This is a genomic window from Corynebacterium gottingense (assembly GCF_002285125.1).
GTDB classification, from domain to species: domain Bacteria; phylum Actinomycetota; class Actinomycetes; order Mycobacteriales; family Mycobacteriaceae; genus Corynebacterium; species Corynebacterium gottingense.
In genome coordinates, this window is record NZ_NSGN01000001.1 from 114,200 (window position 1) to 127,493 (window position 13,294).

The following is a 13,294-nucleotide window of genomic DNA, read 5'->3' on the forward strand; positions in this document are numbered from 1 at the left end:
ACAGCTGCACCGATCCCAGGACGGTCCAGCCCCCAATCCCAAGCTCGCACCGGGCACGTTTGCTCCCCGCCCGCAGCGCGCCTCCGTGGCCGCGATGGCGCTCGCCCAAGGACGGATTGAGGCGAAGCTCATGCTGCGCCACGGCGAGCAGCTGCTGCTCAACCTGGTCATCCCCGCGGCGCTGCTCGTGGCGGCAGCAATCGTCCCGGTCTTCGGCGATACCGACTTCCACCAGCTGGTGCCGATGGTCTTCGCCGTGGCCACCACGAGCGCGGGCTTTACTGGCCAGGCCATCGCCCTCGCGTTTGACCGCCGCTACGGTGCGCTGAAGCGAACCGGCGCCTCCGGGGTGCCGCCGTGGACCATCATCGCTGGAAAGATCATCGGCGTCCTGGCCACCGTTGCGGTACAGATCGTCGTCCTGGGCGCGCTCGCCGTTGCCCTGGGGTGGCGCGTCAGTGCGCTCGGCGCCCTGTGCGGCCTGATCACCCTGCTGGTCGGCGTCGCCGCGTTCACAGCAATGGGACTGTTCATGGGAGGCACGCTCAGCTCCGAGCTGGTCCTTGCTCTGGCAAACCTCATTTGGCTCGTCCTCATGGGAGTGCTCGGGTGGGTGCAGTACAGCGGTGACGTCGGGGACGCCGGCTGGTGGAACGCGGTCCCCACGGTGGCGCTGGCTGGCGCCCTGACCAAGGCGCTCGAGCTGTCTTTCCACTGGCAGGCGTGGCTGTCGCTCGTGTGTTGGGCTGGGGCGGCCATGGCGGCCGCGGCCCGTTGGTTCCGCTTCGAGGGGTAGCTCCTGTGGCGCACCCCTGCGGAGCTCAACTTGCTCCACGCCCAATCGGATCTCGGAGTTTGGGGCGTCATGCGTTAAGCTGAAGCAGTCATTTCTCAAACTAAAGTTGCACTGCAAAACTGCACACGTGAAAGGGAGCGCGTCTCGTGTCTTCTCCGCAGTTGGGGTCTCCCCAGACTGAGCACAACTCCAGCCACAATGCCGGCCACAATGCCACCGATGCGGCACAGGCCAAGGATGCACCAAAGGGGGCGTCGCTCAAGGTGCAGCGCGTTCTGGCCATGATCCTGTTGCTGTGCCAGGGCGGCATCACCGTTACTGGTTCGCTCGTCCGCGTCACCGGCTCAGGCCTGGGTTGCGATACCTGGCCGATGTGCCACGAGGGCTCGCTCGTCCCCGTCGCGGGTTCGGCGCCGTGGATCCACCAGCTCATCGAGTTTGGCAACCGCACGCTCACCTTCGTCGTCGCCGCAGCATCCATCGCCGTCCTCGTCGCGGTCGTCCGCGCGGGACGTCGCTCCGGTATCAAGTCGCTCGCAGCCGTCTCACTCGGCGGCGTCGTCCTGCAGGCCGTCATCGGCGGCATCTCCGTCCTCCTAGACCTGAAGTGGTGGGCCGTCGCCGTGCACTTCCTGCCCTCAATGGTGCTGGTCGCCGTCGCCGCCGTGCTCTACATGCGCATTGCGGAGCCGGATGATGTCGCCCCGACGAGGCGCGTCCCCAAGGCCGCCGTGACCTGGGCGATCATCGCCGCCATCGCGCTAGTATTCGTCCTGGTGACGGGCACCATGGTCACCGGTTCCGGTCCGCACGCTGGCGACGCCACCGCCGGTTTGGAAGGCCGCCTCGAGATGGACACCAGGGTCCTTGCGTACGTCCACGCAATCTGCCTGTACCTCTACCTCATTGCCACGCTGGTCGCCGTGTACATGCTGCGCCGCCACAAGGCGCCGAGCGACGCGATGCGCACCGCCCTCGTCCTCATCGTGCTCATCCTGATCCAGTGGGCGATCGGCGTCATCCAGTTCAGGCTCGGCGTCCCGCGCTGGACCATCCCGGCGCACATCGCAATGTCGTCCACCGTCGTCGCGTTTACCGCCTTCCTGTGGGCGCACAGTTCGCGCCGTCTCCCCACACTCGTCTAACCTCCCACGCACACCGCGCCCGCCGGGGTACGCTTTGGCTATGCACGCCATTATCAGCGATTCCCCCGGCGGGCCGTTCCGTTTCACTCGCGTCGATCCCCCAGTTCCCACACCCGAGCAAGTGCTTATCGACGTCACCTACGCCCACGTCCAACGCGACCCCACTCCCGCCCCCGGGACCGGCATCCCCGGCGCCGCAGGATGCGGGCGCGTGGCCCACGACCCTGTCGGTGAGATCGCCGCTGGCACGCTCGTCGCCTTCTGCGACGCGCAGGGCGCGTACGCGGAGCAGGCTGTCGTCCACCGGGACCGGATCGCCGCCGTCCCGGAATCCATCGACGATGAGGTCGCCGCGTGCATGCTCGCTCCCGGCATACTGGCGCACGCACTCCTGCACGCCGTCCGCGACACCGCGGACGGCGACACCATGGTGGTCACCGGCGGAGGCGGCGAGCTCGGCCTCGCCGTGACCCAGCTGGCAGCGGGATTGGGCGGCACGGTGTTTTCAGTGGTCTCAACGGCCCACGAGGAGGAAATCGCGTACGACGCCGGCGCGACCGGCGTCTTCCGCTACTTCCCTGACGCGGCGCAACGTATTTGCGAGGCCAACAGCGGCAGCGGCGTCGACGTCGTTATCGAGGCGTCACAACCGCCTCTGCCCGAGGCGCTCCACCCCTTCGACCTGGCGCTGCAGGCCTGCCGACCGCTTGGCCTGATCTGCGCCGTCGGCGGCTCGGAGCTCGCGGCGGGGAGGAGCGCAGACGCGCTCCTGAACGAACTCGACGAGCATGGGGGGCTGTTCCTTACCGCCCCTTCGTTGGACTGGTACACGCGCACTGCGGACGAGTTTCGCTTGCGGTCCCAAGCGGTCACGCGTGCCGTCGAGGATGCGACGCTGCGCTTCCCTATCGGCGGGGTGTTCTCGCTCGCCGAGGCGGACGCCGCGCACGAGGCGCTCGCGGATGCCCAGCGCGTTGGGAGTGTGCTGCTGCGCGCTTAGAAGAGGCCGCCGATCGTCGGCAGGCCGAGCACGGCGTCCACAGAGAGGCCGAGGAAGAGCGCGGCGAGGTAATTGTTGGACAGGATGAACAGCTTGAGCGGCTTGACGTTCTCGCCGCGGCGCACGCCGTTGTGCAGGCGCGTGGCCATGACGAGGAACGCGGCGCCGGACGCCACCGCCACGACGAGGTAGATCCAGGACGTCGCCGGGACGAGCGCGAGGGAGACGATGACCGTCCACCAGGAGTAGATGACGATCTGGCGCGTCGTCTCCTGCGGGGACGCGATGACCGGCAGCATCGGGACTTCTGCGCGGGCGTAGTCGTCCTTGTACTTCATGGCCAGCGCCCAGGTGTGCGGCGGGGTCCAGAAGAAGATGATGAGGAACATGACGATCGCCTGCCACCAGCGGTCCGGTGAACCGTCGTGCACGTTGTCCCGAATCGCGGCCCAGCCGACGAGGACCGGCATGCAGCCCGCAGCGCCACCCCAGATGACGTTCTGCCAGGTCTTACGCTTCAGCCATTTCGTGTAGACGAAGATATAGAAGAAGTTGGTGAAGATGATGAACAGCGCTGCCAACCACGACCCGCACACGAGCCCGAGCCAGAGCACGCTGACGATGAGCAAGACCCAGGCGAATACCGCAGCGCGGTGTTTGGTCACCTTGGCGCGCACGAGCGGGCGCGCGCGTGTACGACCCATCTTCTGGTCAATGTCGTAGTCAGCGACCATATTGAAGGCGTTGGCAGCGCCCGCGCCCATCCATCCACCGAGCAGGGTCGCCAGGATCAGCCACACGTGGACGGTGCCGCGATCTGCCTGCAGCATCGCGGGGATGGCGGCTACCAAGAGAAGTTCAATGACCCTCGGCTTCGTCAACGCGAAATACGCCTTCACGGTCTCCAAAAACTTCTCCTTATAGCGTGTTGTTCGCGCCGCCGTCGGCGCAACTGCTTCGTGGGTGGCCGTGTTGGGATACGCTCGCAAGCGTCCTGCGGTTTTGCCACCCGTATCATTCCTTTGGATGATGTTAGCCCTAACCTTGCACTGCGCCCAATCGGACACGCTCTCCTTGCGGCCGGTGTGGGCGGATTGGTCGACGCTCACCGCGGTGACTCAAAATACACTGCCCGCACACGGCGCACCGCCTGGCGACTACACTAAGGCGGGTGCCCGGCCCATCGCCGGAGCCGAGACGTAATGCCAATCCAATGAATGAGGAAACTGTGACACAGTCGACGCTGCCCCCGGAACTTCAAGCTATGACCGTCCGGAACTACCCGGACGACTGGACGCAGACTGATACGCGCGCGGTGGACACCGCCAGAATCCTCGCTGCGGATGCTGTTGAGCGCTGCGGATCGGGCCACCCCGGCACCGCTATGTCGCTTGCTCCGTTGGCCTACACGCTCTTCCAGCGCGTCATGCGCCTGGATCCCACCGACCCGCACTGGGTCGGTCGCGACCGCTTTGTCCTGTCAAACGGCCACTCCTCACTGACCCAGTACGTGCAGCTCTATCTCGGCGGCTTCGGCCTGGAGCTGGATGATCTGAAGCAGCTGCGCACCTGGGGCTCCAAGACTCCCGGCCACCCGGAGTACAACCACACCAAGCACGTAGAGATCACCACTGGCCCGCTGGGCCAGGGCCTCGCTTCCGCTGTGGGTATGGCGATGGCCGCGCGCCGCGAGCGCGGGCTGTTCGATCCCGAGGCCCCGGCCGGCCAGAGCCCGTTCGACCACTTCATCTACGTCGTGGCCGGCGACGGCTGCCTGCAGGAGGGCGTGACCTCCGAGGCGTCCTCGCTCGCGGGCACGCAGCAGCTGGGCAACCTCATCCTTTTCTGGGATGACAACCGCATCTCCATCGAGGACGACACCCAGATCGCGTTCACCGAGGATGTGCTCGCCCGCTACGAGGCCTACGGTTGGCAAACCCTCACCGTAGGGTCCGGAGAGGACGTCGCAGCAATTGAGCGCGCCGTCGAAGAGGCTAAGGCGGAAACCGCGAAGCCGACCATCATCCGCCTCAAGACGGTGATCGGCTTCCCGGCCCCGAATCTGCAAAACACCGGCGCCGCTCACGGTGCCGCGCTCGGGTCCGAGGAGATCAAGCTGGTCAAGGAAGAGCTCGACTTTGACACCGACGTCGACTTCCCCGAGGAAGAGGACGTGATCGCCCACACCCGCGCGCTCGCTGAGCGCTCCGCCGCAGTGCGCAAGGAGTGGCAGCAGGGCTTTGATGACTGGGCTGCTCGCAACCCTGAGCACAAGGCACTGTTTGACCGTCTCTCCTCGCGCGAGCTGCCGGAGAACTGGAAGGCCGAGTTCCCCACCTGGGAGCCCGACGCCAAGGGCCTGGCTACCCGCAAGGCGTCCGAGGCGGCGATCCAGGCCGCTGCGGCCGCGCTCCCGGAGCTGTGGGGCGGCTCCGCTGACCTGGCCGGTTCCAACAACACGCTGATCAAGGGCGCGCCGTCCTTCGGCCCCGAGGCGATCACCACGAACAAGTTCACTGCCGAGCCGTACGGACGCAACCTCCACTTTGGCATCCGCGAGCACGCGATGGGCGCCATCATGAACGGCATCGCCCTGCACGGCGGCACCCGTGTCTACGGCGGTACCTTCCTGATCTTCTCCGAGTACCTCTACCCCGCCATCCGCGTGGCCGCCCTGTCCGGCATCGACGGCTACTACGTGTTCACCCACGACTCCATCGGCCTCGGCGAGGACGGCCCGACCCACCAGCCGGTAGAGACGCTCACCGCACTGCGCGCTATCCCGGACCTCGCCGTCATCCGCCCGGCGGATGCCAACGAGACCTCGGCTGCGTGGATCGCCGCGCTGGAAGGCCGCGAGCAACCGAAGGCACTCGCCTTGTCGCGCCAGAACCTCCCGGTGCTCGAGGGCACGAAGGAGAAGGCGTTCGAGGGCGTGGCCAAGGGCGGCTATGTGCTTGTCGACGCCACCGCGCCGACCCCCGACGTCATCCTCATCGCCTCCGGCTCGGAGGTGCAGTACGCCGTCGAGGCAGCCAAGCTGCTGGCCGAGGATGGCGTCGCCGCCCGCGTGGTGTCCATGCCGTCCATCGACTGGTTCCTCGAGCAGACCGAGGAGTACCAGCAGCAGGTCCTGCCCAAGGAGGTCAAGGCACGCGTGTCCGTCGAGGCCGGTACCGCGATGCCGTGGCACCGCTTCACGGGCGACCACGGCCGCAACGTGTCCCTCGAGCACTTTGGCGCCTCCGCACCGGGCGCGGAACTCTTCGAGCGCTTCGGCTTCACCACCGAGCACGTGCTGCGCGCGGCCCGCGAGTCGATCGAGTCCGCGAAGTCTGCACAGTAGCTCTACCTCTTTACCCACCCACATCGCACACATCCGTTACGCCAGGTCGCAGTCATATCTGACGACCTGGCGCCCTGGAGAAAGGACCGCACCGTGGCACACGACAACATGGTTGCAACCAACCGCATTTATGACATCGGCACTTCCGTCTGGCTGGATGATCTCTCCCGCGACCTTCTCAACGGTCAGGGGAACTTCGAGACGTTCCTCCTTGAGCGAAACATCCTCGGGATCACTACGAACCCGGCGATCTTCTCCGCGGCAATCTCCGCCGGCGGCGACTATGACCGCCAGCTCGAGGAGCTGCGCAAGGAGGGTGTCTCCGCCGAGGAGGCCGTGTACCGTATGAGCATCGCGGACGTCCAGCAGGCCTGCGACGTTATTGACCCCATCTACCAGGACACCAACGGCCGAGACGGCCGCGTGTCCATCGAGGTCGACCCTCGCTACGCCCACGACGAGGCGAAGACCATTGCGCAAGCGCGCGAGCTGTGGAAGCAGGTCGGCCGCCGCAACGCCATGATCAAGATCCCGGCCACCGACGAGTCGCTGCCGGCAATCACGACGGCCCTGTCCGAGGGCATCAGCGTCAACGTCACTCTGATTTTCTCCGTCGACCGCTACAAGCAGGTCATCGACGCCTACAAGGAGGGCATCAAGCTGGCCGCTAAGAACGGGCACGACGTGGAGCACATCCACTCCGTCGCGTCCTTCTTCGTCTCCCGCATGGACGTCGAGGTGGATAAGCGCCTGGAGACCATCGGTACCGACGAGGCCCTCGCGCTGCGCGGTAAGGCGGGCATCGCCAACGCCCGCCTGGCCTACCGCCTCTTCCTCGACTCCTTCAACGACCTGGACGAGCTCCCGCCGCGGGCAAACAAGCAGCGCCCGCTGTGGGCGTCGACCGGTGTGAAGAACCCCGAGTACCCCAAGAACATGTACGTAGTCGAGCTCGCCGGCCCGGACACGGTCAACACTATGCCGATGGGCACGATTGATGCCGTCAACGATATGGACGAGCTCAAGGGCGACACCCTGACGCACGGCGACGAGGCGGCGAAGCAGGTCTTCGACGGCCTGGAGAAGGTCGGCATCGACATGGACGATGTCATCGCGGTGCTGGAGCGCGAGGGCGTGGAGAAGTTCGTCACCGCGTGGCAGGACCTGCTCGACTCCACTGAAACGAAGCTCAACAGCTAACCTCTAAGGGTTCATTGTTCCGGAAGCGGTACGCAAAAGGAGACGCAACAAAGGTGATCGAAGAGAGAGACGCGCAGGTACAGCGGGGGAATCCGCTGCGGTCGGCCGTCGATAAGCGGCTGCCCCGTATTGCCGGACCATCTGGCCTGGTGATTTTCGGGGTCACCGGTGACCTGGCCAGGAAGAAGCTCCTTCCCGCCGTCTACGATCTTGCAAGCCGCGGCCTCCTGCCGGCCGGATTCGCCCTCGTCGGGTTCGGTCGGCGCGACTGGAGTAAGCAGGACTTCGAGGACTACGTCCGCGAGGCGGTCGAGGCGCGCTCGCGAACCAAGTTCAACACCAACGTCTGGAACCGCCTGGCGGAAGGGATCCACTTCGTCTCCGGGGCATTTGACGACGACACCGCGTTCGATCGGCTCGCCACCGTCCTCGCGGAGATGGACCGGAGCCAGGGCACTGCCGGAAATTGGGCGTACTACCTGTCCGTGCCGCCGGAGTTCTTTGCCAACGTGGTCCACCAGCTGGACCGCTGCGGCATGGCCCACCCCGGAGACGGGCAGTGGCGCCGCGTGATCATTGAGAAGCCGTTCGGTCACGACCTCGCCTCGGCGAAGGAACTGAACAAGGTGGTCAACACCGTCTTCCCCGAGCACGCCGTGTTCCGCATCGACCACTACCTGGGCAAGGAAACGGTGCAGAACATCATGGCGCTGCGCTTTTCCAACCAGATGTTTGAGCCGATCTGGAACTCGCACTACATCGACCACGTCCAGATCACCATGGCCGAGGACATCGGGCTGGGCGGCCGCGCCGGGTACTACGACGGCATCGGCGCGGCGCGCGACGTGATCCAAAACCACCTCATCCAGCTCCTCGCGCTCGTTGCGATGGAGGAGCCGACGTCTTTCTCCCCGCACCAGCTGCGCTCGGAGAAGCTTAAGGTGCTGCGCGCGACCTCGCCCACCGGACCGTTCGAGGAGACGACCGCCCGCGGCCAGTACACCGCCGGGCTGCAGGGCTCCGTACCGGTCGTGGGACTGCGCGACGAGGAAGGCTTCGACCCGGACTCCGAGACCGAGACGTTCGCGGCCTGCACCCTGGAGATCAATTCGCGCCGCTGGGCCGGCGTGCCGTTCTACCTGCGCACTGGCAAGCGTCTCGGCCGACGCGTGACCGAGATTGCGTTGGTGTTCAAGCGACCGCCGTACCAGCCCTTCTACCCGGACCAGACGAACTTGCTCACCAACAACGCCGTGGTGATCCGCATCCAGCCGGACGAGGGCGTGCTCATGCGCTTCGGCTCGAAGGTGCCGGGCGTGGGCCTGGAAGTCCGTGACGTCAACATGGACTTCGCGTACTCGGAGGCGTTCACCGAGCAGTCGCCCGAAGCCTACGAGCGACTCATCCTGGACGCGCTGCTGGATGAATCGAGCCTCTTCCCCACCAACGCCGAGGTGGAGCGGAGCTGGGAGATCCTCGACCCGATCCTCAACTTTTGGGCCCAGCAAGGCCGCCCCGACGAATACGAGGCCGGCACCTGGGGTCCGGCGTCGGCGAACCACATGTTGGAAAAGGACGGCCGCGTCTGGCGGCGCCCCTAAGAAAGGATTTGCGGCTGTGATCATCTCACTCCCGGACACCACCACCAGCCAGATCGCGAACGCGCTGATCCAAGCGCAAGAAAACTTCTCGCTGTCCTCGGGCCGCGTGCTCACCCTCCTCGTCGCCGCGCGCGACACCGAGGATTCCGACAAGATCCTTGAGACGGTGCGCGCCGCGACCCGCGAGCACCCCGCCCGCGTGCTCGTGCTTTTGCTTGGCGACGAAACCGCGCCCACCAGCATGAACGCCGATCTCATCGTGGCCGCGCATTCGGGCGCGTCTGAAATGGTCGTCATGCGCCTCTTCGGTGACCTCACGCACCACCTCGGCGCCGTGGTCACCCCGCTGCTGCTGCCGGACACGCCGATTGTGGCCTGGTGGCCAAACGAGGCACCGTCCCGCCCGAAGGAGGCGGAGCTGGGCAGTATCGCGCAGCGCCGCATCACCAACGCCCACTCCGACGCCTCCGGGGACCAACTCCGCGCCCGCACGGACGGCTACCAGCCCGGCGACTCCGACCTCGCGTGGTCCCGCATCACCCCGTGGCGCGGGGCCGTCGCTTCCGCGCTGGACCGCTACCACGACGACCCGGTGAAATCCGTCCACATTGACGGTCCTGCTGACGATCCTTCCGTGGACATCGCCGCCGGCTGGCTCGCCGCGTGCCTCAACGTCGACGTGACGCGCGGTACCGGCGACTCCACCAGCGACTCCACGAACGACTCCGCAGTGCACGGCGCGCCCATCACGCGGCTCACGCTGCATTGTGGCGGGGGCGACGTGACGGTCGAGGTCGTCGACGACAACACGGCCCGCATCACCGTGCCGGGAAGCCCCGACTCCTACGTGGCGCTGAGTGCGCGGACCGACGCGGAGTGCCTCGCCGAGGAGCTGCGCCACCTGGACAACGATGTCACCTACGCGCGCGCCCTCCGGGGGCTGTCCGGCGTGACTCGCGCAACAGAGCAGTAACCACATCAGAAGGAGGCCGATTGTGCCAGCACACGTGACCGTTTCCCAGTTCACCGACCGTCGTGCCCTGGTTGCCGCGGCAGCGGAGCAGTTCGCCGACCTGCTGCGGGGTATTCAGGCTGACCCCGCCGGCGGGATCCACGGCGACGGTGTGGCGCGCGTCGTCCTGACCGGCGGTACCGCAGGCATCGAGCTGCTCAGCGCCATGGCAACGCTGAAGGACATCGACTTCAACCGCGTCGAGTTCTTCTTCGGCGACGAACGCAACGTCCCCGCCACGCACCCCGACTCCAACGAGGGACAGGCCCGCGCCGCGCTGCTGAGCAAGGTGAACGTCTCCGCCGAGCGTATCCACGGCTGGGGCCTGGACGGCGGGGACATGTCGGACCAGGTGCGCGAGTACGCGTCAACGGTGGCCCAGCACGCCCCGCGAGGGTTCGATCTCCACCTCCTCGGCATGGGCGGCGAGGGCCACATCAATTCGCTCTTCCCCCACACCGACGCCGTGCGCGAGGACACGCGCACCACACTCGCCGTCACCGATTCGCCCAAGCCGCCGGCCGAGCGCGCGACACTGACATTGCCGGCAGTGCGCAGCGCCGAGCGAGTGTGGTTGCTCGTTGCTGGAGCGGAGAAGGCGGAGGCCGCGTCCCACGTCGCGCACGGTGCGCCGGCCGAGGAGTGGCCGGCCGCCGGCGCGCAGGGCCGCGCGGAGACGGTGCTCTTTGTCTCCGACGACGCCGCCTCGATGCTTTAAGCAGAGCGCTTACCGACGCCACGGGCCCCTCCCAGCATTGTTTGCCGGAAGGGGCCCGAGGTCTGTGCCGTATTGCTACGGGCTTGTGCGCGCTACGCCGAGTAGGTCTGGATCAGGTTGAGCGCGATGATGCACGCCACCCAGATCAGCGAGATGATGATGGTGTAGCGGTCCAGGTTCTTCTCCACGATGGTGGAACCGGACAGGTTGGACTGCACGCCACCACCGAAGAGGCTGGACAGGCCGCCGCCCTTGCCCTTGTGGAGCAGGACGAACACGGTCGCAAGCACCGACGCGATTACGAGCACGATCTCCAAAGCCAACGTCATGCGGGACGATCCTCCACTTTCAAATGGGATGTTGGTGAACTTGCTAAATCGTACACCATGGGGAACTTGCCCCGTGCAGCGACCATGCGGTCTGCCGCACGGCGCCTACTGGACCGAGTTTGCTGCCGCAGCGGCCAGCTTGGCAAAGTCCTCGCCGTTGAGCGAAGCACCGCCGACCAGACCGCCGTCGACATCAGCCTGCCCGACGATCTCGGCGACGGTGTTGGCCTTGACGGAACCGCCGTAGAGGATGCGGATGCCGTCGGCGGTGGCGTCATCCGCAAGCTCGCGCACGAGCTCGCGGATGGCGTGGCACACTTCCTGCGCGTCCTCGGCGGACGCGACCTTGCCGGTGCCGATGGCCCACACGGGCTCGTAGGCGATGACGGTGCGCGAAAGTTCCTCGGTGTTCAAGCCGGCCAGGGAGGCGCGGGTCTGTTCCTCAACGAAGCTGACGTGCTTGCCTTCCTCACGGACCTCGAGGGGCTCGCCGACGCAGACGATCGGCGACATGCCGTGGTCGAGGGCCTTCTTCGCCTTCGCGGCAACGAGCTCGTCCGACTCGTTGTGGTACTGGCGGCGCTCGGAGTGTCCGACGACAACCCAGGTGCAGCCGAGCTTCTCCAGCATGGTGGCGGAGATCTCGCCGGTGTAGGCGCCGTTGTCGTTGGCGGAAACATCCTGCGCACCGTAGGTGATCTGCAGCTTATCGCCTTCAACGAGGGTCTGGATGGAACGCAGGTCAGTAAACGGAACGGTCAAAGCGACGTCGACAAGCTCGTAGCCGTCCTTGGGGAACGCGAAGGCGAGCTTCTGAGCGCTGGAGATCGCCTCGAGGTGATCGAGGTTCATCTTCCAGTTGCCTGCGATGAGTGGTTTACGTGCCATGGATTTCTCCTATCGTTTCGGCTAGGTTACTTGGACAGGACTGCGACGCCCGGCAGTTCCTTCCCCTCAATGAGCTCGAGGGAAGCGCCGCCGCCGGTGGAGATGTGGGAGAAGCCCGCCTCATCCAGGCCGAGGGTGCGCACGGACGCTGCGGAGTCGCCGCCGCCGACCACGGTGAAGGAGTCGTTGTTCTTGGTCGCAGCAATCATCGCCTCTGCGACGGCCTTGGTGCCGGCGGAGAACTTCGGGAACTCGAAGACGCCCATCGGGCCGTTCCAGAACACGGTCTTGGAGTCCTCAATGGCGGCGGCGTACTTCTTCGCGGTCTCCGGGCCGATGTCCAGGGACATCCAGCCCTCCGGGATGCCGTCCAGGTCCACGATCTTCGTCTCTGCGTCCTTGTCAAACTTCTCAGCGGCGGAGAGGTCGACCGGCAGGAGGAGCTTGTCGCCGTAGCGCTCGATGAGCTCCTTGCAGGTGTCGATCATGTCTTCCTGCAGCAGCGACGCCTGGACGTTGTGGCCCTGCGCTGCGAGGAAGGTGTAGCACATGCCGCCACCGATAACGACCTTGTCTGCCTTCGCTGCGAGCGCCTCGATGACGCCGAGCTTGTCGGAGACCTTGGAACCGCCGAGGACAACCACGTAGGGGTGGGCCGGGTCATCCTTGACGGAGGACAGCGTGGACACTTCCTTCTCCACCAGGTAGCCGGCGTATGCGGGGAGCTTCTGTGCGACGTCATAGACCGACGCCTGGGCGCGGTGGACGACACCGAAGCCGTCGGACACGAAGGCGCCGTTGTCGGCGGCCAGCGCTGCGAGCTCGGCCGCGAACTCGCCGCGCTCGTTCTCGTCCTTGGAGGTTTCGCGCGGGTCGAAGCGTACGTTCTCCAGCAGGAGGATCTCGCCGTCGGTCAGGCCGTTGGCGCGCTCGTGCGCATCTTCGCCGGAGACGTCGCCGGCGAGAGCAACGAACTGACCGAGGCGCTCGGACAGCGCTTCAGCGACGGGCTTCAGCGAGAACTTCGGGTTGACCTCGCCCTTCGGGCGGCCGAGGTGGGCCATGGCGATCACCTTGGCGCCGCCGTCAAGCAGCGCCTTCAGGGTGGGAAGGGACGCGTCGATGCGGCCCGGGTCAGTAATGTTGCCGTCCTCGTCGAGCGGGACGTTGAAGTCGGAGCGGACCAGAACGTGGCGGCCTTCCACGCCTTCGTCGAGAAGCTGCTTGAGCGTCTGCGTTGCCATTGTTGTCTCCTTGAG

At 66.1% G+C, this 13,294-nt stretch carries 12 protein-coding genes; 8 read left to right on the forward strand and 4 right to left on the reverse strand.

The window, feature by feature from the left end; all coding sequences use genetic code 11:
* Positions 1–94: 94 nt before the first annotated feature.
* The 3 genes from CKJ82_RS00555 (at position 95) to CKJ82_RS00565 (ending at position 2,941) form a co-directional block, all read left to right on the forward strand.
* Positions 95–796, forward strand: coding sequence for an ABC transporter permease (locus CKJ82_RS00555; RefSeq protein ID WP_233126977.1), 702 nt, complete (start codon positions 95–97; stop codon positions 794–796).
* Between the two features lie 281 nt (positions 797–1,077).
* A complete protein-coding gene (locus tag CKJ82_RS00560) occupies positions 1,078–1,941 on the forward strand; it encodes a COX15/CtaA family protein (RefSeq protein WP_095536835.1) in 864 nt (287 codons plus the stop codon).
* A gap of 40 nt (positions 1,942–1,981) precedes the next feature.
* Positions 1,982–2,941 (forward strand): zinc-binding dehydrogenase, encoded by a 960-nt coding sequence (locus tag CKJ82_RS00565; RefSeq protein ID WP_095536611.1) that lies wholly within the window; start codon positions 1,982–1,984, stop codon positions 2,939–2,941.
* Here CKJ82_RS00565 and CKJ82_RS00570 read toward each other — a convergent pair.
* Positions 2,938–3,969 carry a heme o synthase gene (locus CKJ82_RS00570; protein ID WP_369801164.1) on the reverse strand — a complete coding sequence of 344 codons (1,032 nt, stop codon included), beginning with the start codon at positions 3,967–3,969 and terminating at the stop codon, positions 2,938–2,940. The two genes, CKJ82_RS00565 and CKJ82_RS00570, sit on opposite strands and share 4 nt — an antisense overlap.
* Before the next feature lie 236 nt (positions 3,970–4,205).
* On the opposite strand from CKJ82_RS00570, the gene tkt reads away from it, so the two are divergent.
* From tkt to pgl, 5 genes are all read left to right on the forward strand, one after another.
* Positions 4,206–6,287: a transketolase gene (gene tkt, locus CKJ82_RS00575; protein ID WP_095536613.1), complete on the forward strand. Its 2,082-nt coding sequence runs from the start codon at positions 4,206–4,208 to the stop codon at positions 6,285–6,287.
* A 108-nt stretch (positions 6,288–6,395) separates the two neighbouring features.
* A complete protein-coding gene (gene tal, locus CKJ82_RS00580; protein ID WP_095536836.1) occupies positions 6,396–7,487 on the forward strand; it encodes a transaldolase in 1,092 nt (363 codons plus the stop codon).
* Between the two features lie 53 nt (positions 7,488–7,540).
* Entirely contained in the window at positions 7,541–9,088 is a 1,548-nt protein-coding gene (zwf, locus tag CKJ82_RS00585) for a glucose-6-phosphate dehydrogenase (protein ID WP_095545763.1), read from the forward strand.
* 16 nt (positions 9,089–9,104) lie between these two features.
* A complete protein-coding gene (locus tag CKJ82_RS00590) occupies positions 9,105–10,061 on the forward strand; it encodes a glucose-6-phosphate dehydrogenase assembly protein OpcA (protein ID WP_095276461.1) in 957 nt (318 codons plus the stop codon).
* Positions 10,062–10,083: 22 nt separating this feature from the next.
* The gene (pgl, locus tag CKJ82_RS00595; RefSeq protein WP_233125448.1) at positions 10,084–10,818 is read left to right on the forward strand and encodes a 6-phosphogluconolactonase; all 735 of its coding nucleotides are present in this window, start codon (positions 10,084–10,086) and stop codon (positions 10,816–10,818) included.
* A 92-nt stretch (positions 10,819–10,910) separates the two neighbouring features.
* Here pgl and secG read toward each other — a convergent pair whose 3' ends face one another.
* From secG to CKJ82_RS00610, 3 genes are all read right to left on the reverse strand, one after another.
* Positions 10,911–11,147 (reverse strand): preprotein translocase subunit SecG, encoded by a 237-nt coding sequence (gene secG / locus CKJ82_RS00600; RefSeq protein ID WP_095276455.1) that lies wholly within the window; start codon positions 11,145–11,147, stop codon positions 10,911–10,913.
* A 105-nt stretch (positions 11,148–11,252) separates the two neighbouring features.
* Positions 11,253–12,035, reverse strand: a complete 783-nt coding sequence (gene tpiA, locus CKJ82_RS00605; protein ID WP_095276452.1) for a triose-phosphate isomerase — start codon at positions 12,033–12,035, stop codon at positions 11,253–11,255.
* 26 nt (positions 12,036–12,061) lie between these two features.
* Positions 12,062–13,279, reverse strand: coding sequence for a phosphoglycerate kinase (locus tag CKJ82_RS00610; protein ID WP_095536615.1), 1,218 nt, complete (start codon positions 13,277–13,279; stop codon positions 12,062–12,064).
* Positions 13,280–13,294: the final 15 nt, after the last annotated feature.